Origin of the sequence: Alcaligenes sp. GCM10023179, assembly GCF_042653705.1 — a bacterium.
Classification (GTDB): Bacteria; Pseudomonadota; Gammaproteobacteria; order Burkholderiales; family Burkholderiaceae_B; genus Alcaligenes; species Alcaligenes phenolicus.
The window spans coordinates 1719326-1742266 of record NZ_JBHSIQ010000001.1 but is presented as its reverse complement, the minus strand read 5'-3'; the positions used below and the strand labels follow the sequence as shown (position 1 = coordinate 1742266).

The 22941-nt window shown below is 57.5% G+C and carries 24 protein-coding genes; 5 read left to right on the top strand and 19 right to left on the bottom strand.

Annotation, left to right across the window (positions count from 1 at the left end):
• Window positions 1-73 precede the first annotated feature (73 nt).
• On the bottom strand, window positions 74-1501 hold the full coding sequence (locus ACFPDR_RS07835; protein ID WP_376910970.1) for a PLP-dependent aminotransferase family protein: 1428 nt from the start codon (window positions 1499-1501) through the stop codon (window positions 74-76).
• 178 nt (window positions 1502-1679) lie between these two features.
• Here ACFPDR_RS07835 and ACFPDR_RS07830 point away from each other — a divergent pair, with 178 nt between their 5' ends.
• The gene (locus tag ACFPDR_RS07830) at window positions 1680-2111 is read left to right on the top strand and encodes a carboxymuconolactone decarboxylase family protein (RefSeq protein ID WP_035272810.1); all 432 of its coding nucleotides are present in this window, start codon (window positions 1680-1682) and stop codon (window positions 2109-2111) included.
• Window positions 2112-2367: 256 nt separating this feature from the next.
• Here ACFPDR_RS07830 and ACFPDR_RS07825 read toward each other — a convergent pair whose 3' ends face one another.
• The 7 genes from ACFPDR_RS07825 to ACFPDR_RS07795 all read right to left on the bottom strand — a co-directional run bounded on the left by ACFPDR_RS07825 (window position 2368) and on the right by ACFPDR_RS07795 (window position 9296).
• Window positions 2368-2868 carry a GlcG/HbpS family heme-binding protein gene (locus ACFPDR_RS07825; protein ID WP_196784024.1) on the bottom strand — a complete coding sequence of 167 codons (501 nt, stop codon included), beginning with the start codon at window positions 2866-2868 and terminating at the stop codon, window positions 2368-2370.
• Window positions 2869-2962: 94 nt separating this feature from the next.
• Window positions 2963-3601 carry a response regulator transcription factor gene (locus tag ACFPDR_RS07820; RefSeq protein ID WP_374698131.1) on the bottom strand — a complete coding sequence of 213 codons (639 nt, stop codon included), beginning with the start codon at window positions 3599-3601 and terminating at the stop codon, window positions 2963-2965.
• On the bottom strand, window positions 3598-5064 hold the full coding sequence (locus ACFPDR_RS07815) for a sensor histidine kinase (RefSeq protein ID WP_060185169.1): 1467 nt from the start codon (window positions 5062-5064) through the stop codon (window positions 3598-3600). Before ACFPDR_RS07815 ends, ACFPDR_RS07820 begins: the two co-directional genes overlap by 4 nt.
• A gap of 295 nt (window positions 5065-5359) precedes the next feature.
• Window positions 5360-6187, bottom strand: coding sequence for a M48 family metallopeptidase (locus tag ACFPDR_RS07810; protein ID WP_060185170.1), 828 nt, complete (start codon window positions 6185-6187; stop codon window positions 5360-5362).
• Between the two features lie 66 nt (window positions 6188-6253).
• A complete protein-coding gene (aroC, locus tag ACFPDR_RS07805; protein ID WP_035272817.1) occupies window positions 6254-7315 on the bottom strand; it encodes a chorismate synthase in 1062 nt (353 codons plus the stop codon).
• Window positions 7316-7408: 93 nt separating this feature from the next.
• Window positions 7409-8875 carry a protein adenylyltransferase SelO gene (locus ACFPDR_RS07800; protein WP_257111945.1) on the bottom strand — a complete coding sequence of 489 codons (1467 nt, stop codon included), beginning with the start codon at window positions 8873-8875 and terminating at the stop codon, window positions 7409-7411.
• Between the two features lie 10 nt (window positions 8876-8885).
• Window positions 8886-9296 carry a DUF2069 domain-containing protein gene (locus ACFPDR_RS07795; RefSeq protein WP_009462169.1) on the bottom strand — a complete coding sequence of 137 codons (411 nt, stop codon included), beginning with the start codon at window positions 9294-9296 and terminating at the stop codon, window positions 8886-8888.
• A 56-nt stretch (window positions 9297-9352) separates the two neighbouring features.
• Here ACFPDR_RS07795 and ACFPDR_RS07790 point away from each other — a divergent pair, with 56 nt between their 5' ends.
• Together ACFPDR_RS07790 and ACFPDR_RS07785 are read left to right on the top strand one after the other, a co-directional pair.
• On the top strand, window positions 9353-10732 hold the full coding sequence (locus ACFPDR_RS07790; protein ID WP_268379922.1) for a YihY family inner membrane protein: 1380 nt from the start codon (window positions 9353-9355) through the stop codon (window positions 10730-10732).
• The gene (locus tag ACFPDR_RS07785) at window positions 10716-11177 is read left to right on the top strand and encodes a CBS domain-containing protein (RefSeq protein ID WP_009462173.1); all 462 of its coding nucleotides are present in this window, start codon (window positions 10716-10718) and stop codon (window positions 11175-11177) included. Before ACFPDR_RS07790 ends, ACFPDR_RS07785 begins: the two co-directional genes overlap by 17 nt.
• A gap of 20 nt (window positions 11178-11197) precedes the next feature.
• On the opposite strand, the gene dusA is transcribed toward ACFPDR_RS07785, so the two are convergent.
• Window positions 11198-12190 carry a tRNA dihydrouridine(20/20a) synthase DusA gene (gene dusA / locus ACFPDR_RS07780; RefSeq protein ID WP_376910969.1) on the bottom strand — a complete coding sequence of 331 codons (993 nt, stop codon included), beginning with the start codon at window positions 12188-12190 and terminating at the stop codon, window positions 11198-11200.
• 203 nt (window positions 12191-12393) lie between these two features.
• On the opposite strand from dusA, the gene ACFPDR_RS07775 reads away from it, so the two are divergent.
• Both ACFPDR_RS07775 and ACFPDR_RS07770 read left to right on the top strand, forming a co-directional pair.
• Window positions 12394-13365: a homoserine kinase gene (locus tag ACFPDR_RS07775; RefSeq protein WP_021446523.1), complete on the top strand. Its 972-nt coding sequence runs from the start codon at window positions 12394-12396 to the stop codon at window positions 13363-13365.
• A gap of 14 nt (window positions 13366-13379) precedes the next feature.
• Window positions 13380-14156: a BPSS1780 family membrane protein gene (locus ACFPDR_RS07770; protein WP_026483380.1), complete on the top strand. Its 777-nt coding sequence runs from the start codon at window positions 13380-13382 to the stop codon at window positions 14154-14156.
• Here ACFPDR_RS07770 and ACFPDR_RS07765 read toward each other — a convergent pair.
• From ACFPDR_RS07765 to ACFPDR_RS07720, 10 genes are read right to left on the bottom strand one after another with little or no spacing between them, the layout of a single operon-like run.
• The gene (locus ACFPDR_RS07765; protein WP_376910968.1) at window positions 14153-14551 is read right to left on the bottom strand and encodes a hypothetical protein; all 399 of its coding nucleotides are present in this window, start codon (window positions 14549-14551) and stop codon (window positions 14153-14155) included. The genes ACFPDR_RS07770 and ACFPDR_RS07765 overlap by 4 nt on opposite strands.
• A 4-nt stretch (window positions 14552-14555) precedes the next feature.
• The gene (locus tag ACFPDR_RS07760; RefSeq protein WP_376910967.1) at window positions 14556-15416 is read right to left on the bottom strand and encodes a type II secretion system F family protein; all 861 of its coding nucleotides are present in this window, start codon (window positions 15414-15416) and stop codon (window positions 14556-14558) included.
• A 2-nt stretch (window positions 15417-15418) separates the two neighbouring features.
• Window positions 15419-16264: a type II secretion system F family protein gene (locus ACFPDR_RS07755; protein ID WP_376910966.1), complete on the bottom strand. Its 846-nt coding sequence runs from the start codon at window positions 16262-16264 to the stop codon at window positions 15419-15421.
• The gene (locus ACFPDR_RS07750; RefSeq protein ID WP_080748097.1) at window positions 16261-17910 is read right to left on the bottom strand and encodes an ATPase, T2SS/T4P/T4SS family; all 1650 of its coding nucleotides are present in this window, start codon (window positions 17908-17910) and stop codon (window positions 16261-16263) included. The genes ACFPDR_RS07755 and ACFPDR_RS07750 overlap by 4 nt, the downstream gene beginning before the upstream one ends.
• Window positions 17900-19270, bottom strand: coding sequence for a type II and III secretion system protein family protein (locus tag ACFPDR_RS07745; RefSeq protein ID WP_376910965.1), 1371 nt, complete (start codon window positions 19268-19270; stop codon window positions 17900-17902). The genes ACFPDR_RS07750 and ACFPDR_RS07745 overlap by 11 nt, the downstream gene beginning before the upstream one ends.
• Window positions 19267-20148 carry a Flp pilus assembly protein CpaB gene (gene cpaB, locus ACFPDR_RS07740; RefSeq protein ID WP_376910964.1) on the bottom strand — a complete coding sequence of 294 codons (882 nt, stop codon included), beginning with the start codon at window positions 20146-20148 and terminating at the stop codon, window positions 19267-19269. Before cpaB ends, ACFPDR_RS07745 begins: the two co-directional genes overlap by 4 nt.
• Window positions 20145-20765, bottom strand: a complete 621-nt coding sequence (locus ACFPDR_RS07735; RefSeq protein ID WP_376910963.1) for a hypothetical protein — start codon at window positions 20763-20765, stop codon at window positions 20145-20147. Before ACFPDR_RS07735 ends, cpaB begins: the two co-directional genes overlap by 4 nt.
• Window positions 20762-21364 (bottom strand): pilus assembly protein TadE, encoded by a 603-nt coding sequence (locus tag ACFPDR_RS07730; protein WP_376910962.1) that lies wholly within the window; start codon window positions 21362-21364, stop codon window positions 20762-20764. Before ACFPDR_RS07730 ends, ACFPDR_RS07735 begins: the two co-directional genes overlap by 4 nt.
• Window positions 21361-22623 (bottom strand): hypothetical protein, encoded by a 1263-nt coding sequence (locus ACFPDR_RS07725; protein ID WP_376910961.1) that lies wholly within the window; start codon window positions 22621-22623, stop codon window positions 21361-21363. Before ACFPDR_RS07725 ends, ACFPDR_RS07730 begins: the two co-directional genes overlap by 4 nt.
• Entirely contained in the window at window positions 22620-22877 is a 258-nt protein-coding gene (locus ACFPDR_RS07720) for a hypothetical protein (protein WP_009462197.1), read from the bottom strand. The genes ACFPDR_RS07725 and ACFPDR_RS07720 overlap by 4 nt, the downstream gene beginning before the upstream one ends.
• Window positions 22878-22941 lie beyond the last annotated feature (64 nt).

Below are 22941 nucleotides of genomic sequence, written 5' to 3'. Positions count from 1 at the left end.
GGAGCCTTGTCAAAGAAGGCTCCGGGAGACCAACGTCGTCAGCCTTGGCGATTGCTGCAGGCCGGACTCTTGTTCAAGAAGGTTCAGCAATGGCCAAGCTCAAACGTTCTACCCATTCATCGGCCATGCCCTGATCGCTGATATTGGCAAAGCCCATCAACAGCCCCTTATGCACAGCAGGCGATATTTGCCAATCGCTCAAGGCCTGAACGGCCAGGCCATGTTCCTGGGCAGCCTTGGCCAAAGGCCGGTCATCTTCTGCCCTCCTCAAATTGGCAAGCACATGAATCCCCCCTGCCTGGCTTTGCACCTGCAAGCGCTCCCCCAGTATCTGTTGCAGAGCCTGCACCAAATAAGCCCGACGTTGTGCATACAAAGCCCGCATCTTGCGCAAGTGCCGCGCAAAGTAGCCCTGCTCCATGAAGTCCGCCACGGTAGCCTGCGTCAGGATGGAACCCGGCCCGCCTGAATAGTGAGCCGCCTGCTGGAAACGCTCCACCTGGGACAGGGGTGCGACCAAGTACGCCAGCCGCAAACCGGGATTCAGAACCTTGCTGAAGGTGCCGGTATAGATCACCCTGTCGTCCCTATCCAGACTTTTCAGGGCAGGCAAAGGACGTCCGTGATAGCGAAACTCGCTGTCGTAATCGTCCTCCACAATCCAGGCCTGCTGCTGTATGGCCCACTCCAGCAATTGCAAACGCCTGGGTAAGGACATGGCCATGCCCATAGGGCTTTGATGAGTGGGGGTCACGATGGCAAAGCGTGCCTGTGGGCAATGCTGCTGCCCGGCTATAAGGTTCAGGCCGTCTTCATCCAGCGGCACCGCATGCACGTGCATGCCGGCCTGCTTCAAGAACTGGCGGGCAAAAATATAGCCAGGATTTTCGTACCAGCCCGCGTCACCCGGATTCAGAACGCTACGACACACGAGCTCCAGCGCCCCCCAATACCCGGCCGTCACAAAGATCTGCTCCGGCAGACAAGCTATGCCGCGCGATACGCCCAAATAAGCCGCAATAGCCCGCCGCAACGGCGCATAGCCCACCGGATCGGGGTAACGCATTGCCACGCCCCCCAAAGAGCGCTGATTCTGGTTGGCCAGTCGTGCCCAGGTCTTGCGCGGAAAGGCATCCAAAGCCGGCAGGCCCAGCTGAAATGGCAAAGGGGGTGAGTCTTCTGCTGGTACATATGGCGAGGCACGCAGGGATGAGGCAGGGACACTGGCATATCTTTTCGCAGCCAAACTGGCCAACTGCGGTGACACCACCGTTCCTGCCGGCCCTCGTGCCAGAAAATAGCCTTCACCCAGCAAGATTTGATAAGCCTGCTCCACCGTACCCTTGGCCACATTCAGCTCACTGGCCAGACTGCGTATGGATGGCACCCGGTCGCCGGGGCGCAATTGACCTGCAGCAATCGCATCCCGAAAGCGCTCGTACAACTGCTGATAAACAGGAATGCCTGGTTCCCGGCTGGGTTTCCAGTGGCGTAGATCCATACCCATGTCCTAGTCAATTATTGTTTTCTTGTCACTGATGACCAGGACATTACTCATGGATAATCAACAAGTAAAGCGGATAGCCCAGCTTGATACTCAGACTGACGCAAACAGTGAATCCCGCCGCACAGAGCTACGGCCTGCTCCGCCCCCTGCCTTACTTTCGATTGGATACGCCATGAGTGCACTTCGCCTTCCCTACGACACCCTGTCTCCCAAAGCCTATCAAGGCCTGTTGCAAACGAAGCTGGCTTTGGACAAAAGCAGCCTGGGCAAAGAATTGATTGAGCTGGTTAATTTGCGCATTTCGCAAATCAACGGCTGCTCCTTTTGCCTGGAGATGCACGCTGCCTCCTTGCGCAGCTCGGGCGTGCTCAATGCCAAGATAGACAGTCTGGCAGGCTGGCGTGTCAGCGCGCACTTTGACGAGCGCGAACGTGCGGCTCTGGAATGGGCAGAATCCGTGGTGGATGTTGCTCACACTCATGCACCCGACGAGCACTTCGAGCCTTTGAAAGCCCATTTCAGCGATACGGAAATTTCGGATCTGAGTTTTGCGATTGCCTTGATGAGCGCATTCAATCGCTTGGCCATCAGCATGCGCAAGTGAACGCGAGGGATGATTCTGCAGCGGCAAGAATCAAAAACCCTACGCCAGAAGTCAATCGTCAGACGGAATACGACCGTTCAGCGGCAACACTGAACGGTCGGTTTATTTGCCAACAATCCCGCCTTCACTGCAGGCCTTACCGTAATCACATCAAGCGATCACTGAATTAGCCATGCAGCACCCCCCCGAAGCTTGGAGCAACGTCCAAGTTCCGGGGGGCAGTTCAGGGGCGGCTCCCCGATCTGCAGGAATGCGACTACTTCAGATCGGCCTTCAGGGTTTCCAGAGCCGCTACGGCGCATGCTTCGTCCAGGTGGCCGCCAGGCGCACCGCCCACGCCGATGGCGCCTATCGTGTCATTACCGACCTTGACCGGCACGCCGCCGCCCAGCAGCAGAAAGCCCTGGATATCACCCAGATTGGCGGCGCCAGCATTTTTCTGCGAACCCTCCAGCATGGCGCTGGTCAGGCTGCGGGCCGAAGCGGACGTATAGGCCTTGTCGATGCTGGCATTGACCGTATGCGGACCGGCCTGGTCGGCACGTTGGAGCGCACGCAGTACGCCAGCGCGGTCAACCACAGCCGCCGACACGTTGTAACCTTTGGTCGAGCATTGCTTGACGGTTTCGCTAGCCAAACGATTAGCCAGATCCAGGGAGATGTTTTTTTCGGTCAGCACACCCTGGGCCTGGGCGGCACCAGCAGCAAACAACAACGCCATCAAAAGGGAAGAGCGCAACATAGCAGTAATCTCCATTTATCAGTTCCGACAACATTATCGGCATGGAAAAACTATACTTGCGCCGCCCGAACGGAACTATTCGGGCGCTTACCCTGGCATCTACGTAGTTTTACGGAGAGGCACTCACCAAGCTGGCATAATGCCGAATCAGGTGGGCCAGGTTATCGACCTGCAGTTTGGCAAACAGGTTGGCGCGATGCGTTTCAACTGTACGGGGCGACAGCGACAGCGCACGACCTATCTCCTTGTTGGTCAAGCCCTCGACAATCAGCGCCAGCACCTCGCGCTCGCGCTCGGACAAACTTGTGTAACGTTCACGCACCCACTGGTCGGCCGCAAGACGCTCACGACGGTGCACGTGCTGACGCACGGCCTGCTGAACCGTGTCCAGCAACACATCGTCACTGACCGGCTTTTCCAGGAACTCGACAGCACCCGCTTTGAAGGCGCGCCGGCACATATCCACCGTGCCGTGCCCGGTCAACAGAATGATAGGCTGATCCACGCCTTGTTCAATCAGGGTATCGAGCAAGGTCAATCCACTGATGCCGGGCATGCGCACATCCAGAATCAATGCCCCGATAGACTGCCGATCAAAAGACTCCAGAAACTGCTGCGGATCCGCCCAAGTCTGCACCCGTAACCCGACTGTGCTGATCAGCAAGGACAAGCTTTGACGCACGGCGGCATCATCGTCCAACAGGTGGATCAAGGGCGACAGGCTAGAGCCATTTTCAGTAGGTTTCATGATGCTTCCTCATCCACGAGTTGCAGTTCCAGCGCAAACACGGCTCCCCCCATGGGATCGTTGAACGCCTTCAAGCCGCCGCCCATGGCCTGAGCCAGCGACTCGCTCAGGCTCAGGCCCAGACCCAGGCCGTCGGAGCGCGTCGTAAAGAAAGGCTCGAACACACGATCCAGATGCTGCGGGACTATTCCCGGGCCATTGTCACGTACGGTCAATTCCACGCGCCCTTGGCGCTGCAACACCTCGAGCCAGATGCGTGGATTACTGGTCTGGGCTACGCCCAAAGCGGATACGGCATTATTGAGCAGGTTGTGGATGATTTGCCCGAGCGCCACGGGTTCACCAACAACAACGACATCGTGTGGAGGAAGGCGTTTTTCCAGGGTAATGCCATGCCGCTCTAACTCCGGCATCAGCAAATGCACAGCCTCGCCCAACACCCGCGTCAAGGACACCGGGCAGCACTGCTCAGCCAGACCGCTTTCACGCAAGCTGTGCCGCAGGCGTGTCAACACGCTGGCCGCACGCTTGATCTGCTCCACCGAATGCGCCATGGCTTCACGTGCCGGCTCCAGGTCGGGGGGATCATCCTGCAAGAGCCGCAGGCTGGCTTGTGTATTGGCCAATACGGAGGTCAAAGGTTGGTTCAATTCATGCGCCAGGCCCGCGGCCATTTCGCCGAGCGCATTCAAACGGCCCACCTGACCGATACGCAGCAACTCCTGAGCGCGCAAGGTCTGTTCACGCTGTTTGCGCACATAGATGACCAGCGCCACCAGCAAGGCACTGGCCAGGGCGAACAGTGCCGCCTGTCCCCAAGGCAGGTCGGCATAGCCCACGACGCGACGCGTGTGCAATTGAAAGGGTTGGCTGGTGGAAGTCATTGTCTTGTCTGACTGGAATACCACAGGCCCGGCATGGTCCAACCCAGGACTGATCACCCATTGTTGGTCCTGCCACTCCAGCACCACGCGCACGGGACTGCCATCACGCCGAAAAGGCCATTCGTCCCAGGCGATGGCGGCATTCAAATCCAGCAGCACGGCAAAGCTGGCCGGATGCGCCGCTACCAGCAGAACATAGCGCCCTTGTGCCAGTTGCACATCCGTCAGTACGGCGCGCTCGGCCTTTAGAGACTGCAACTGCGCCTGCTGCCATTGCGGATTGGCCCACGCGACGTCGCTCTCTTCGCGATATATCGCCATGATCTGGGGAAACATGGCTTTCAGCGTTCCCAGACGTTCAATGCGCTGCACGGGCGGCTGCAACAGGGCCAGCATTTGTAAAATGGCGTCATGCTGGGCCAGACGCTGGCCCAGCAGCCGGTAGGCTATATTGCTTTGCACCGTGAATGCCTCCTGCTGCCGCGCCAGTTCAGCGCGCGTCAACACGATGGCGCCGGCCAAAGACAGGCCGAGCCAAATCAACAAACCATACAGAAAAGTGCGATGGCGCGATTTCATGGGTGCATTGTGAGGATGGGAAGCAGTCAGATAAATAGGCCAGCGGCACCTTCTGCGAGCACAGACTTCAAGGACCGTCGGCCAAGGGCAGGCCTGCACTGCAAAAATCCTATGGTCAGCCCAATTCTTGCAAGATAATCGATACGGAATAAAGTAAGCCTGCTTAAATCTATCCGGAGTCTATATGGGAACATCTGTTCCCACTCCATGATGAGAGCGACGCTTGGCGATCCTCAACAAAGCTTCATCAAGGGCATTCTTCGTTTCAAATGCGATTTCAAAAAAATCAGCCTTTTCACGGCTTGGCCGCCTGCTGATACAAAGGCATGACCCGTTCCGAGATCGCCTGCAAATCCGCAATACGGGTTGAGGAAGCCGGGTGAGTAGACAGGAACTCCGGCTGACTTCTGCCCTGCTCCAGGGCCCCCATCTTCTGCCACAAGGTAACCGCAGCACGCGGGTCGTAGCCTGCACGCGCAGCCAGCTCAACACCAATCAGATCGGCCTCGGATTCGTGAGTGCGGCTGTTAGGCAGTTCAAACATGACTTCGCTGAGCGTACCGCCCAAATCGTTCACAGCCTGCACACCAGTCAGGGCGGAGAGCACCGTCAAACCGAAAGAAGTCGCCATTTTCTGGGATACCTGCTCACGCGAATGCTCGCGCAAGGCGTGAGCAATCTCATGCCCAATGACAGCAGCCAGTTCCGCGTCCGTTGGCTGAATCCGTTTGATCAAGCCGCTGTAAACCGCCATCTTGCCGCCCGGCATGCACCAGGCATTAACTTCGTCCTCATTGATGACGTGGACTTCCCAATTCCAGGAACGGGCGTCCGCCCGGAAAACACCGACTTGATCGATCAGGCGTTGAGCAATGGACTTGACCCGACGAGTCTGGGCCGCATCGGTATCCAGCGCCTTTTGCTGCCGAGCCTGGGACAAGACCTGAGCATAATTCTGGGCCGCCGCCTGATTGAGCTCGGCCTCCGACACCAGATTGGAGATGAATTGTTTGCGCTCGACACCTACCGTCCCGCTTTCCGTCGTCTGCACCGTGGCACAGCCCGTCACGGCCAGTATCAAACCCGCCGCCAAAAGGCGTTTTCCTTTCGCAATACCTTTCATGCTCAGCTCCAAAAAACAAACCTGACAAGAAAATGAAGTGCTAGGGTCCTGCGCAAACCCTCAGTTTCAGACGCCGCACTGCGAGCGATGACGCAGACAATGATCCATCAACACAATGGCCAGCAAGGCTTCGGCAATCGGCGTGGCACGAATACCCACACAAGGATCGTGACGGCCCAGTGTCTGCACTTCAACCGCTTCACCGGCTCGATTCACGGAAGGACGCATGGTACGGATACTGGCAGTAGGCTTGATCGCCAGGGAAACCGTCACGGCCTGCCCGGAGGAAATACCACCCAATACGCCACCGGCCTGGTTGGTCTTGAAACCATCGGGGTACAGCGCATCACCGTGCTCCGAGCCTTTTTGCGTAATGCAATCAAAGCCAGCGCCAATGGACACGCCTTTTACCGCGTTCAATCCCATCATGGCATGGGCGATATCAGCATCCAGACGATCATATATAGGTTCACCCCAACCAGCAGGCACGCCTTCGGCCACGACTTCAATGCGGGCACCAATGGATTCGCCTTCTTTACGCAGCTCGTCCATATAGGCTTCCAGCTGCGGCACCACGTCCAGGTCTGGCGCGTAAAAGGGATTCTGCTCGACCACATCCCAGCTTTTGAAAGGAATAGAGATAGGACCCAGTTGGCTCATATAGCCGCGAATCTTCACGCCGAAGTGCTCGGCCAGCCATTTCTTGGCAATTGCACCGGCCGCCACGGTAGGCGCAGTCAGGCGAGCTGAAGAGCGACCACCACCACGCGGGTCGCGGTTCTCGAACTTCTTCCAGTAGGTGTAATCCGCATGGCCGGGACGGAAGGTATCCAGCAGATTGCCGTAATCCTTGCTGCGCGCATCGGAGTTGCGAATCAGCAGGCTAATGGGCGTGCCAGTTGTACGACCTTCGTAAATACCGGACAGAATTTCCACCTGATCCGGCTCACGGCGCTGAGTCACGTGGCGCGAGGTGCCAGGACGGCGGCGATCCAGTTCAAACTGAATATCCTGTTCAGACAGCTCCAGGCCCGGAGGGCAGCCGTCGATCACTGCGCCGATCGCTGGACCATGAGATTCGCCGTAATTCGTGACGCGGAAGCTTTTACCTAGAGTATTGCCGGACATAGAGAAAGTGAACGCAAAGAAATGAGGGAAAATGAAAGACAGGCACGATTATGGCATTGTTCCCGAATCCGGACATGCACCGCGCCCGGTCTTTCAGGAAGAGCAACTGACGGCCAGCTCCGCACTGCCTTCTGGCGGCGGCATGGCATAGGCCTCAAAACCGGCCCGCTCGGTGTATGGGTCGCGCAGCAGCTTCAGCAAGGTGTCAATTTCGCTGGCGTCATCCTTGGCAGCAGCCTGGATGGCCTGCTCGGCCAAATGGTTACGCAGCACATACAAAGGATTGACGCGATTCATGGACTCGCGCTGCTCTGGCGTATCGGAACCGTCCAGCTTCAGACGCTGGCTATAGGCTTGCCACCAGGCCTGGGCCTGATCTTCGGAACCCTCAAACAGGCTCAGGAAAGCCTCGGGTGCCTTGCTGGCCTGTGCCAGAGCACGGAAGGACAAGGTGAAATCCGCCCCGCTGTTGTGCAGCAAGCGCCACCAGTCATCGACCAGTTGCGCGTCATCCGCCTGCCAGGTGCGCAGGCCCAGCTTGGCCTGCAAATTGGCGTGATAGCGCTTCAGAAAACTGGCTTCAAAGGTTTGCAAACGCTCTTTCACCGCATCCACATCTGGATCCAGCACCATCAAGGCACTGGCCAGGCGATACAAGTTCCAATGCACAATCGCAGGCTGCGCATTCCAGGCATAACGGCCTTGATTATCGCTGTGATTGCAAACGTGATTCACACGGAATCGGTCCATGAAGCCGTACGGACCGTAGTCAATGGTCAGACCCAGAATGGACATATTGTCAGTATTCATGACGCCGTGGCAAAAGCCGACAGTCTGCCAGTCGGCCACCATTTCTGCGCTGCGATGCGTCACTTCCTGCAAGAAGCGGCAGACGCGCTCCTGCTCCGAATCGCCTTCGACCAGCAGTTCCGGATAGAACTCGCGCAGCACATAGTCCAACAATTCACGCACACGGCTTGCGTCGTTGGCCCAATGTTCAAACGAGCCAAAACGCACAAAACTGGGGGCAACACGTGTCACAATCGCGCCCGTTTCCACGGTTTCCCGGTACACAGGCGTATCCGAAGTGACCAGGGCCAGGGCCCGGCTGGTGGCAATGCCCAAACCGGCCATGGCCTCACTGGCCAGATATTCGCGCACACTGGATCTCAGCACGGCACGGCCATCGCCCATACGGGAATACGGGGTTTTACCGGCGCCCTTCAACTGCAATTCCTGCGGGCCCGTGGGGGTATCGATTTGCCCCAGCAAATGCGCACGGCCATCGCCCAACTGTCCTGCCCAGACACCGAACTGGTGACCACTGTATACAGCCGAGACCGTCAGGCCACCCGGCAAGGGGGCTTGGCCGCTGACTACATCCAGAAATTCCTGTTCCCCCAAACGGGAGACATCCAGACCCAGTTGCGCCGCCAATTCCTTATTGACGTGCAGCAGGCGGGAATTGGCCAGGGGTTGCGGCGGAACCGCCGTATGGAAAGCCGAGGGCAAATCCGCAAAATGGTGACTGATGGCCAGGCCATCGAACAAGCTGGACATACAGACCCCCTTAGGCCGATTTGGCGGCTTTGGCAGCCTCGGCTTTTTCGGCCTTGCTGCGCTGCTTGGCTGCTTTCTTGGCAGGCCAGAGATAAAAAATGGCGCAGAAATAATAAATCAGGGACAGAACAATCTCTGCAATCGCCCAGGGCATGACTTCAGCCACCGGGTCCGACCAGGCACGCATGACCCCTTCCGCGAAGTACAGCAGAATCATCATGGACGTCCATTGCAGGGTATATAAATTGCCCTTGAGCACGCTGCGCAGCGGCAGCACCAAAGGAATCACTTTCAGCACCAGCCAGGAGCCGCCGGGTTTCAGGGGCGCAAAATGAAGCTCCCAGGCCAGGCACAAAGCAATCAAGGCGACCAAAGCCAGGGCCGCCACTCGATGAAGTATGGGGTTTAAAGGTTCATGCATGCTGTTATTATCACCTGAACCCTGTCGAAAAGCAGCGTCCGCCGCATCAAACCGCTATGAAAAACGACGAGAACTTCCCTATGCCCTCTGAGCAAGCTGAACAAACAGACTTGAACCCAGATAACACCGATCCTGTATCCCGGCAGGAGCCCTCGCCCGCCCCCACTGCCAAACATCACTTTTTAAGTGTGGCGCGCTTTGCCATCAAGCGGGTGGCCGAAAAAGATCTGATGAAGGTGGCCTCCAGCCTGACCTACACCACGATCCTGGCCATTGTCCCCATGCTGACGGTGGTGCTGGCGCTGTTCACGGCCTTTCCACTGTTTCAGGAATTTGAAAGTGCCCTGGAAGGGTTTTTGACCCGTAACCTGATGCCCGAAGTGGTGTCAGAAAACATCATGTTGTATCTGAACCAGTTTGCCTCCAAAGCGTCAGGCCTGACGGCGGTAGGCAGCTTGTTCCTGATTGTCACGTCCATCATGCTGATCATGACCATTGACGAGACCTTCAACAATATTTTCCAGGTACACGTGCAACGCCCACTGGGACAACGCCTGCTGGTGTACTGGGCCATTATTTCGCTGGGCCCGATTCTGACCGGTGCCAGCCTGTGGGCTACGACCATTCTGGCCAGGGAGTCCTTGGGTTATATCGGCGACTTGTCCGGCATTGTGTCCTTCGCCCTGGCCTACGTGCCCTTCCTGTTTACGGCCCTGGGGCTGACGGCACTGTTCATGTACGTGCCCAACCGCCGCGTATGGTGGCGCGACGCCCTGATTGGCGGGGTGGTTACCGCTGCCTTGCTGGAGCTGATGAAGGCCGGTTTCGCCTTTTACCTGACCCGCTTTCCCACCTACACGATTATCTACGGCGCCTTTGCCATCCTGCCGATCTTCCTGCTGTGGATCTACATTTCCTGGCTGATCGTCCTGCTGGGCGCTTCCATGGTGGCCATTTTGCCCGATTGGCGTGGCCGCAACTGGGTCAAGACCAATGTGCCCGGCATCGCCTTTACCGATGCCGTGAACCTGCTCTACCAGCTGTGGCTGAACCGTCAGAGCCAGCAGGGACTTAGCGTACGTGAACTCAGCCACAAGCTGGAACGCGACCCGGACGAGCTCTACGGCATTTTATGCAAGCTCAAGTCCATGGGACTGATTGCTGATACCCAGCAAGACAATGACGAACAGTGGGTACTGAGTTGCGATCTGCGTCAGGTCAGCCTGAAACAACTTACCAAGGCATTTCTGCTGGACCGCGCCCATACCCACGAGGGTCCGCTAGAATATGTATTCAATTATCTTTCTCAGTTTTTCGATCAGCGACTATCCAATCTGGAAGAACTGTTTGAGTCGCCACAAGGCATTCTGACAGGACAACCAGCCATACTAAACGCCGATCCCGGTCAGGAGACCCAGTATGCTAAAAGTCAGTGAAATCCTGCGTGTCAAGGGAGACACGCTTTATACAGGCACCCCCGAAATGACCGTTGAAAAAGCGGTACAGAGCATGAGCGAGCTGGATATTGGTTCGCTGGTGATCATGGAGCATGGTCAGTTGGTGGGTATGTTGACCTTTCGCGAGATCATTCGCCACTGGCACGCTCAGGGCGACAAGGCCCAGGGCTTTACGGTGCGCAGCATCATGGATGACGCCCCTGTCAGCGTCACCCCCAACACCAGCGCCGACGAGGTGCAGCGCCTGATGCTGAACAACCACGCACGCTATATGCCCGTGATGGACGGTCCCGTGCTGATGGGAGTTATTTCCTTCTTTGATATGGCCCGCGCCATTGTTCACGCCCAGCAGTTCGAGAACAATATGCTCAAAGCCTACATCCGCGACTGGCCTACCGATTCCGAGCAAGCCAGCGCATCCTGATCCCCTGGATCTGGCCGCCTTTACTGCCGGCGTTGCAATTCTTCCCAGGCCTGCGCAAGCAGGCCTGGATCGTTTTTGGCCAACCAATGGTGATCTGACAAGGTACGACGCCACTGACGTGCGCCCTTCTTGCCGTGCGGCCAGCCCAACATGCTCTTGATCACAATGCGCAACGGCACACCCGCCTGAACATGGTGCCGGGCATAAGCAATCATCTGCTCCACCACGGCATCCTCGTCCATCAAGGGATGCTCGGGCCAGAGGCGACGATGAATCTCGCTTAATACCGCTGGCGTATGCCAGGCTGCCCGGCCCAACATCACGCCATCGAACTGTTCTTCCAGGGCTAGCGCCTGATCCGGCTCCTGAATGCCGCCATTCAAGATGAACAGTGCTTCAGAAAAGTCCTTTTTCAACTGCATGGCCATGTCATAGCGCAAAGGCGGAATCTCCCGATTGTCCTTGGGCGACAAGCCTTTCAAGACCGCATTGCGGGCATGAACCGTAAAGACTCGACACCCGGACTCGAACAAAATCCCCACAAAGTCCCGCACAAAGTCGTAGGACTCGTTGTAATCCAGCCCCAGCCTGTGCTTGACCGTCACGGGCACAGAGACCGCGTCCTGCATGGCTTTGACGCAGTCTGCCACCAATTGCGGCTCGTTCATCAAACAGGCACCGAAAGCGCCTTTTTGAACCCGCTCCGAGGGGCATCCACAGTTCAGATTAATTTCGTCGTAGCCCCACTTTTCACCTGCCAGAGCACTGGTCACCAAGGCGTCCCGGTCGCTGCCACCCAGCTGCAAGGCCACCGGATGCTCTGCCTGATCAAAATCCAGATGACGTGCCTGATCGCCGTGCGTCAGTGCACCCGTGGTGATCATTTCAGTAAACAGCAAAGCGCGCGGCGCCAGCAGACGATGAAAAAAGCGGCTGTGGCGGTCCGTCACGTCAATCATGGGCGCCACACTCAAACGCCACATCTGGCTGTCCGGCATCACAAAATTAGTCATAAACAGGGAGCAAATAGCCTGATTTCAGGCTTGGTGAAAAAGGGAAAACACCCATTTTAATGGTTTCAGCCGACCACAGGATGAAGATAAAGCGCGGTAAATCGCCGCAAGGCTCCAAAAAGCGGGCGCACTGGTCTAAAATCGGCCGTTTGACATACTTGCGCGCCTGATAGTGCGCCAACAACCGGACCCTCACTGAAAGCATGGCTGTTTTTACTTCTGTCAGCGAACTTGACGCCCGCGAACTGCTGGAACAATACACAATTGGCGAATTTGTTTCCTTACGTGGCATTACCGCCGGCATTGAAAACACCAATTACTTTCTGAGCACCACCCAGGGCGAGTACGTTCTGACTTTGTTTGAAGTCCTGACGCTGGAACAACTGCCTTTCTATATCGAGCTGATGCACCACCTGGCCGCCAAAGGTGTCCCAGTGCCCGAGCCCATGACTCGCCGCGATGGCAAACGCATCTGTGTCATGCACGGCAAGCCTTGCTCGATTGTGACGCGCCTGCGTGGTGGTTACGAGCCCGAGCCCACGGTTGAACATTGCCGCCAGATCGCCCGTACACAAGCTCAGGCCCACCTGGCTGCCCAGGACTTCCCTCTGGAGCAACCCAATCTGCGCGGCCTGAGCTGGTGGCAAGCCACCGTGCCCCAGGTTCTGCCCTTTCTGGACGAGAGTCAGTCCGAGCTGATCCAGACCGTCTTGCAAGAGCAAAGCCGTTTTGCCGACAGCGACACCTATCGCGCCTTGCCACAAGGCCCGGCTCACTGCGACCTGTTCCGCGACAACGTGCTGTTTGCCGGCACCTCGGAAGCGCCCCAGATGGGCGGCATCATCGACTTTTACTTTGCCGGTTGCGATACTTGGCTATTTGATGTGGCCGTTGCCGTAAACGACTGGTGTATCGACCGCCTGAGCGGTGCCCTGAATCTGGAAAAAGCCCAGGCCTGGCTGGAGTCCTACGCCCAAGTGCGGCCCTTTACCGAAGCCGAGCACAGCGCCTGGCCTATACTGATTCAGGCCGCCGCGCTGCGCTTCTGGATCTCGCGCCTGTACGACTTTTATCTGCCCCGCCCCGCTCAAACCCTCAAGCCGCATGACCCGCGGCACTTTGAGCGTGTGCTGCGCCAGCGTCGCGACCATGCTGTACCGGCGCTCCCTCGATAAACACGGATACTGATATGCAAGCTGCCAAGCTCCCCTTTCTTTACGGGTGGTACTGGATTCAGGAAGGATTGCGCTTGTTCAAGCTGCAACCAGCTGCTCTGTTCTTCTGGAGCTTGATCACCTCCATCCTGATCAATCTGAGCAATATTTTCCCCATCATCGGCCAGATGGTACTGATCGTACTGGTCCCGACCATGACCTTTATCATTCAGAATGCCTGTCGCCGCATTCATGAGGGCGAGGTCATTCGCTTGGGCATGTGGACCGAGCCCTTGAAGCCCGCCCCGGTACGCAACCGCCTGATCAAACTGGGCATCATTTACTTGTTGGCCTGCCTGGTCGTCGGCTTTGTGGCGACTTTCCCTTTTGTGAATGAGCTGTCCCAGTTGATGGACAACAGCAATGCCACTCCACAGGAAGTCATGGCGGCCTTTCGCAAGCCCATCATTTTGTTCTTTGTGCTGTATCTGGGCCTGTCCGCCCTGTTCTGGCACGCTCCCGCCCTGGTAGGCTGGCATGCCATCCCGGTCAAGCAAGCCTTGTTCTTTTCCATGGTGGCTTGCTGGCGCAACAAGGCCGCCTTCCTGCTGTACGGCCTATGCTGGGCGGCTGCTTTCTTCGCCATCCAGACCCTGGGCGAATTGCTGCTGGGAGCGGGTTTAAGTCCAGGCACGGCCACCATGGTGCTGACACCTATCAATCTGGCGATGGCTGCCATCCTGTACGCCAGCTTCTACCCGGCTTACCGCAGCGTGTTTGGTGATCCGATGCGCGACGCCGCACAAGGCTAAGCCCGGTCCAGCCATACCCCGCCCCCTGTTTGACGTATTTCCTGCAGGGCGGCGGCCCAGGGCGAAAACTGCTCCGGCCCCGACAGAGAAGCGACCGGCGCCTCCAGTACCGATCTGGCTTTTCTGTGCCAACGTATCGCTCCCGCAGGTACAGCCGGACAAAACCTCAAGGGCTGATCATCTTCATCCAGAAAGCAGAGATCCAGAGCCTGCCGCATTCCCCATAGATGCACCGCCCTACAAGGCCGCAGCCACACCGCAACTGCGAAACTCTTGTTCTGTGGCAATGCCTTCCAGCCAAGCCAACGGGCCCAGAAAGTATTGGCGTCGAACAGATACAAGGGCTGCTGTGGCACCTGTTGCAGCGGCTGTTTGATCAGTACTGAGATAGACATCGCCCTAGCCTCCCCCTGCCAGCCAAGGGCCTAGCAGGCTCATCGCAATCACCAGAAACGTGCAGGGGAAAATGCACACGACCAAAGGGGCCAGCAAATAAACAGGCAGCTTGAAGGCTCTTTGCTCGGCTTCCAAGTGCAAATGGCTACGCAATTTTTCTGCTTGAGCGCGTAGCAACAAAGCCAAGGACAAACCCGTGTCCTGTGCCAGTTCCAAAGACAAAGCCAATTCCTCCAGCTCTGCCTGCCTGAAACTCAAAGCGACATTGCGCATGGCTTGCGGCAAACGTCGTCCCGCCCGAACCTCGCCCTGTACCTTGTTCAAGCTGATCAGCAGACTGCCTTGCGGTAGGGCCTGCGTTGCACGCGCCCAGGCTTGCTGCAAGCCCAGTCCGGACTCGACAGCCAGCACCAGCAGATCCAGAAAAAATGGCAAGTCCCGGCGGCAACGGAAATGATGCTGACGCTGCAGTTTTCTTCCTCGTGAGATAGCTTGCAGTACGCTCAGGAAGAAGCCAGTCACAGCCAGCCCTGCAAGCCCCATCAATGAGGCTCCCTGAGTCAACAAGAAAGCACTGACAAGACTTGTGAGCAATCCAGTCAAGGCCACACGTTTGCTTAAAAACCCCCGTACTTCCTTGGCATACGAACCCCACAAACGCTCAGGCCACTCATGCATAAAAGGCAAGGACAGGCAGAGATTCAGAGCTCTGGAAAACGGGGCTTCCCAAGCCTGCCAGGCCGCCTGCCCCAAACTGCTGCCTCCTTGCAGCAAAAGCAGATAACGACCGCGCCAAGCCCACAGGAATGCCATCAGGAACAAGGCTGCACTCAAGGCAGAGAGCATCCAGATCAGTGTGAGCATGATCACCCCTCCCCTCGCAGGATCACTTGCATCCACCACAGCCCCATCAGCAGCATGGCCACTAGCGCCCCCGCCACCCAAACACCCAATGTGTTGAACCAGGCCTGCTCAAATGCCGTGGCATCCAGAAGGTACAAGGCTCCCGCCACAAAACCCGGCAAGCAGAACATGATGCGCGCCTGCAAACGCGCCTGCGCGGTCAAGGCAACAATCTTGTCCTCGACGGTCAGTCGCGCCCGAATGGTTTGCGCCAGTATCTTCAAGCGTTCCCCTAGCCCCGCCCCCGTGCTCTGGCCCATCTGCAAGGCACTGAACAACATGGCCAGTTCTGACACCGGCACTCGATCCAGAAGGTCTTGATACGAGTCCTTGGCACTCACCCCCAAGCGCTGCTGACGCAATAGCAAACGCAGCTCTTGCCCCAAGGGCGCAGGCAAAGATTGAGACAGCTGCTGCAAAGCCGCTTGCAAGGCCAAACCTGCTTGCAGGCTCAAGGCCAAAGACAGAACAAAGTCAGGCAACTGTCGTCGTAAGCTTGCCAAGCGCCGCTGTCCCATCCAGCGCAGAACCAGTAAAGGCGTGACTGCAGCCAGCAGGGCTACCATCGCTGCCAGCCAGAACGACTGCATCAGCCACCAGGCCGTCAAAAAGATCAGGGGCAATAAAGCCCAGGCCCCAAAAGCCAAATACTGACTGCGTACAAATACAAAATGCGATTGCAAACTCTGCTCGGACTGCCTGAGCAGTTGCTGCCTATAACGCTTGGCAAGACGCTGTCCTGAACGTAGCAATACATAGGCCAACGCCGTGGTACCCAAGACAATCAGCAAAATACTGAGAAATCTCATGATTGCCTCTCTGCAGACGAAACATGCTCGGAACGCAAGCCACTGGCGGCAAAACCGAACTCCGGGCGATAGCTGTACAAGGTTTGCAGTTGAATACGCTGCGCCTCGATGCCGGTCACCTCCACAATCTCGTGCACCAAACGCTTCCCATCAGGCAAGCGGCTCAATTGCACGATAATGTGCAAAGCCCGCGCGATATGCTCTCGCACAACCAGCAAAGGCAAATCCAGGCCTGCCATCAACACCATCCCTTCCAGGCGGGACAAGGCGTCGCGAGGCGTATTCGCATGCAAGGTCCCCATCGAGCCTTCGTGGCCAGTGTTCATGGCCGACAACATATCGAAAGCTTCTGCGCCCCGGCACTCCCCCACCACAATCCGGTCTGGCCTCATTCGCAAGGCTTGTCGCAACAGGCTCCGTATATCGACCTGCCCCTGACCTTCTGCATTCGCGGGTCGGGACTCCAAAGCCACCCAATTACTGTGCTGCAACTGCAGCTCAGCCGCGTCTTCCAGGGTCACGATTCGTTCACCTGAATCAATGCAGGTGCTGAGCACATTCAGCAAAGTCGTTTTGCCTGTCCCGGTTCCACCCGAAACCAGAATATTGCAGCGTCGCTGCACCGCCTGTTGCAGGAATGCGGCCATCTCCGGCGACAAACTGCCTGTCTGCAACAGATCCTCCAGCCCCAAGCGTCGTTTGGGAAACTTGCGTATGGTCACGCAGGTTCCCTTGACCGCAATGGGCGACAGTACCGCATGAAAACGCGAGCCATCGGCCAAGCGCCCATCCACTGCGGGCGAGCTGATATCCAGCCGTCTACCCAAGGGAGCCAGGATGCGGTCAATAATCGCCCGCAAGGCGGACTCGCTGCTGAACACCAGGGGATGGGCCTGAAGCCGCCCCGCCTGCTCAACAAACACCCGATCATAATGATTGACCATAATTTCCGAGACCGAGGCATCAGCCAGTAAAGGCTCCAGAGGGCCCAAACCCACCGCTTCGGCACAAACACTGGCTTGCAGTCTGGCTTGCTCATGCTTGGGGACAGCACATTGGGCCTGGATCAAACGACCCAAGCAATCAAAGGCTTCCTGCTCCAACTGTTTGTCTGTGACGCGGGAGAGGTCTCGACGCTCCAATTCCAACGCACTCAACAAGGCTTGATGCAGGCGTTGCTGTTCCTGTCTGAACAGATCACTATCGGATACCGGAAGATCAGCTTGCCCAGGAGGGAAAAAACCTTGCTCACCTTGTGGTGTCTGACGCGGTTCTTCCATCGTAAAGGACTGCGGTATTGAGGTTTCCGGTGGGTTTCCCAAGTCCGAAACGGCCATATCAACTCTGGGCTGAACCTTCTGCCCAAAACCGGCAATCCGCAACTTGAACCCTCCCAGCACCAGTACATCGCCCAAGCGCAAAGGCCCATCGTCATAAACCCGTTTGCCGTTAAGCTGTACGCCCGTCAAAGAGCCGTGATCCTGGATGTACACCGCCCCCGCCCGCTTCAGAAAGCTGGCATGCTGGCGTGCGATACGCCAGGACGGCAGAACCACATCACAGGCCGGGTCACGCCCTATCAAGGCCGGCAAACTGACCGTGCAGGGGCGCGTCGTCCCCAGCTCCGACTCAAGCTCAAGGTTCAACACGAAATACCTCACTATCAGGTTCTACCCATTGCGACCAGGTGCCTCGCCCTGCTCCCTTCGGGATGGCACGCACAGGTGTATTCAAGCGCGGAGCATCAGGAAAGGTTTGATCCAACCACTGGGCAGCATTCGCCTGCCGAGCCAGCAAATCAGGATGCTGTGCCGCCACCAAAGTCGGCGTCACAAATACCGCCAGTTCCGTTTCCTGTCGGGCAAAGCGTTCGGAACGAAACAAGGCGCCCAGCACTGGCAAACTGGCCAATCCCGGTAGACGATCCACATGCCGAGATTCTTCACGCGAGATAAACCCTGCCAGCACCAGCGTTTGTCCTGAACGGACATTGAACTCGGTCGAAGCTCGTCGGGTTTTCAAAGACGGCCCGGCGGGTTGGGACAGGCTGGCATCAACAGAGCTAACCTCCACCTCGATCTGCGAACGCACCAACCCGCCACGCTCGACTCGCGGCACAATGCGCAGCGACACACCGTAAGGCTTGAAGCTGGTCTTGCTGTTTCCCTTGTCGTCCGTGGTGGTGTAAGGCAGCTCGCCCCCGGCCAGAAACTCGGCTTGAGAACCACTGCGTGCCAATAGCTGCGGTTGCGCCAGTACAACCGCATGTCCTTCCTGTGCCATGGCCTGAACGCGAGCAGACATCAAGGCGCCAACACCAAAGAATGCTGCCCCCTGCTTGGCAGGAAACGCCAAAGGCAAAACAGCTTCACCTGGCCTGTCCAAAAACTGATGAGTAGCCGCATCCCAGGCACCGCCCATACTCAAACCCCCTTGAGAGCTCCCATCCCAACGCACTCCCAGCTCTCGCAGACTGTTGCGCGGCACCTCCACTACCTGCACATCCAGCAAAACCATTGGTTCCCAACCATCCTGCTGCGTGAAATCCAGCAATTGAGGATGCTCCTGACTTAATGCCTGAATGCGTTGCTTGTCCTGATCACTTAAACTTTCTCCTTCCAGCACCAGCTTGCCACCCAGTTCGCTGATGCGTAACTCGGGAATGCGTTCCAGCAAACTTCGTAGCTCCGCCAAGGTTTGCCTATGATTTTCTGGCGACACCTCAATTTGGTAGGACTGGCTTTGCCCGGAATGGGACCAGACTTGTACCACCGTGCTGCCCGTCTTGCGTGCAAACAGAATCAACTCGCCCGATTCCGTGGTGACAGCGTGAACAATATCACCGTCGCCGACCGCCACCCGCTCCACCTGCGTGTCAGGCAGAACCATCAACTCACCGACTTGTAGCCCCAAGCCCTGGGCCTGGCTTTGCAAAGTTGCACTACACAGGGCACCAGACAGCAAACTCACAGCGGCCCGCCTACACCAATCGCGATTTTTGCTCATGGCTGCTGCCCCACAGAAAAGCCGTCCGGCATATCCAGCCAACCCAGACGCTCCACTTCTGTCTGGCCAAGTTGCCCTGCCGGTCTGTTGCCGTACAAAACTTGTACAGGCTGTTTGGGCCTTGCACCCGGCCCCAGACCCAGAATGTCAGCCAGCTCACCTCGCACGGCAGCCTGATGGGGTGTATGGTCATCCGGATTGCGCAGCAAGGCACTGATGCGTCCATGTTGCCTGGCTGCCAGCAACTTCAAGGCATCGTCCGGGCCTACATCCAGGGTCAAGGTGTTGTAGACGTCCTGATCCAATCTGGCCGTGGTCGAGTCTTCACCCGATCTTTGTCCGGTCGCCAGAACCAGAACAGACTGCAGCAAGGGGGCCGTTACCCGCCGCTGCCGATCATCAAAACTGACATAGATATCGATCAGATCTCCTGGCCGGATCAACCCCGACACCGAACTGATCGCATCCACCGGCACAGTCAGGGCACGCCTGCCAGAGAGCAATTGCTGTGAAAATGGACTGCTGACTTCCTGCACATGCGCCTTGCTGATCAAATCCCCTGCCCGCAACGGCTGGCTGAGCACTTGCCCCAGCAGACTCTCAAACTGCGCCACATCCCAACTGTCACTAGGCACCAGTTCAGCAGGAAAGGCGCGGGCGGCCAAATGCTCCGCCTGCAACACCGTCCCCGCTGTCAGACTGGAGGCGGCTACCACCCTATCCAATTGCACACGATGCGCCGCTTGCCGCAGAGCCTCCTCCTGCCGGTCCAAGTAACGACTGCTGGTCCCGGCTGCCATCAAACCAGCCACCAAGGCCAGCAGGCCAAACCCTGCGCTGGGATGACGGCATAGCCACAAGAATTTCGCCCGAATCATGAGGCCTCCTTTCCACAGGCACGGCAGATCAAGAGCAAGTAGCGCTGCTGCTCATGCTCCAGCTCCATGACATCCAGCTCGGCCGGGCCTTTGCGCCAATAACGCTCGCCCGCCTCGCCTCCCCAGTCCTTGCGACGCAAATCGGCTTGCCATCCAGGCTCGGCCTTCAACAGCCAGCTTTGCACTTGCCCTGGCTGTTCGTGTTGCCACAGGACGGCACCAGCAACGGGTGGCGCTGACCAGACCGATGAGGGGGAAACAGGCTGACTGTGTTCGGAAACACTTAACAAACCCGACAAGGTCGAGGCCTGTATATCCTCCAACCACAAAACGCAATTCCTGCCATCTTTGGCACGCAGAAATACCCATTGCCCTTCCAATCTGATTGCGCCGTAATGAGCTCCACAGAATGGCTCCAAACGAGAAGCCAAGGTCTGCGCATCCAGGTCTGTGCTCAGTCCCCAGCTATACACAGGTCCAACATCGGTCTGTGCCATTTGCCCTTGATCCCACTGAACTTGGGAGTCCTGCAAAGGTAGGAGCAAGGGCTGCGTTCTAGCCGGCACAGGGCTGAACATCAAGAAAAACAGCAAGAGCAAGGCAAGCATCTGTCTCATGGTCGCTCCTTGGGGCCATGATCCGGCACGTAATCCTGCCACCGGCTCAGCCAATCCAAATCGGCTCGTGTCCGCCCCCAGGCCGCGTCCATAGGCCCTGCCTGCCGTATCGTTTCTCTGGCAGCGGGCCGGCTTGAGGCCATGGCCTCACCCCAAGCAGTCGTACTGTTTTCCAAACGCTGACGTGTTTGTTGTGTACTGTTAGCCTGCCCCGCAGCCGCCCACAGCCGGGATTGGCGCTGCAACTGTGTTTTGATGGACAGAGTTGCCAGCCAACGCGGCCACGGAATGGAAACACGCGACTGTGCCGTCCAGAATCCACTGCGCAAGCTCAAAAGCTCCCATTGCAAGGGCTGGGTTGTCGCTATCGGCGACTCCGAAAAACGGGTCGGTACTGCTTCTTGAACGGGGCTGCTCGCTGCTGGAACTGGCTTGCCATGGGCATCGTGCGTGAACAGGCTCAAGTGTGTACTCTGCTGCATTTGCTGCAAGCGATACTGCTGCTGTATCAGCCAACGTCCCGCCATAACCATCAGGCCCAACACCACACCCAGCAAACAGGCCTCGACCAGTGCGATCCCTTTTTGTCGCGTGTTCATAATTGGCGGCCTCCTGCATCCATCAGCCGTGCCTGCCAAAAGGGCAAAAACAGGCTGGGTTTGGCATCCACACCAGAATCTGCCCTATCCGGTGGCAGGGAGAAAAATGATTGCGCCGCCGCCCGTGTATGAACGGTTTGTCCCAAATGGCCTTGGGCCTGTAATGTCAGCACCAGATCGGGGCCTGCGCTCTTTTCAGAATCAGCCAAGGCATACCCGTCTACCCATGACCTTTGACTCCAGGGGCTGGCATCTCGTCGCGCCCAGGATTGCGCCACTGTATTGCCTTGAGCCGATAGCAAAGAGCTATTGCCCTGCTCCAGCGCCCACTTCCAGAAGCTCTGCCCTGAAAAGTCGTCTGGCGCATCAGTTCCGGACGCATGAGTTGGCGTTTGCAAGGCCCACGCCATGGCATATTCACGGAAATAACAGCCTATCCAACGGTTGGAGCGAACCATATGCATGGACTGCGTATCGTTGGAATGCCAGCGGCCCGAACGGTCAAACTCGGTACGACCAGCACGACGCAAACGATGCTGCCACAAAGGGCAACGCCGATCGACACCGGGATAAGAGCGAGCCTCGTAATCCCGTGGGGCCAGAAACCCGTATAAAGACACCAGATGCGCCAAGCCCGACTGCCACTGGGCTTGTCCGGACTGTAGCAACAGAAACTGCGGCCAGTCGTCCTGCTCAAACTGCCAGCGAATGGCTTGAGCCGGCCAATCCGGCAAACTGCCATCCAAGGTCGCCTGAATAATGGCTTGTCGCCGTTGCGGTAACCCCTCTACCAATTGCTCTTGGGCCTGCGCCAGCACGTCATGAATCAAACGCTGATGGGCCTGGAAAGCCTGCTCCAAAGCCTGCTGATTGTCTCCAGCCGATCGCGCCTGGGTATACGCCAGTCCATGTACAGGACCAAACATCATGGCGACCAAGTGCACAGGCGGATTCGCCCTACGCGCTTGCCCGGACTGGGTTTGCGCTGCCCTGTCCCATGTTGCCAAGGTCAATAAATGACCCAAAGCCAGTTGATGCCCCAACTGCGCCCGATTGATATAAGCCAGCAGGTTCAAGGTACGTGCCTGCTCGGTGGCCGCACCATAGGCAGCCGCATCCAGCACCAGGGACAAACGCCCTTGCTGCTCGGCAATCTGGTTCACATGAAAGTAGCCGCCCCAGGCGACAGACAGAAGTGCCAGCGCGATCAGGCCCCAGGCCAATGCCGCCCCCTCTTGTGGTCGGTTGGGCGGCCTCATTGCGCATTGCCTGTAAAGGATTTCAGGCTCTTGGCACTGCCTTGAGCGGCCGCAGCAGAAGCGGCAGATTGCGCTTGCTGAGTCTGCTCGGAGCCATCCTCCCCCGCCAGTTCCTTGGCCATGGCCGCGGTCTGATTACGAATCACCTGACCAAAGGACTGGTACACCGCAATAGCCGCCACCGCGACCAAAGCCACAATAATTAAATACTCGACCATGCCCTGGCCGCGCTGCCGCCTGATGAACTGTCTCATTGGAATCTCCCAAAAGTCAGTTCACAGTCTGCCCCTTGGCAGCGGGCCAGAATATTCGCAAAAG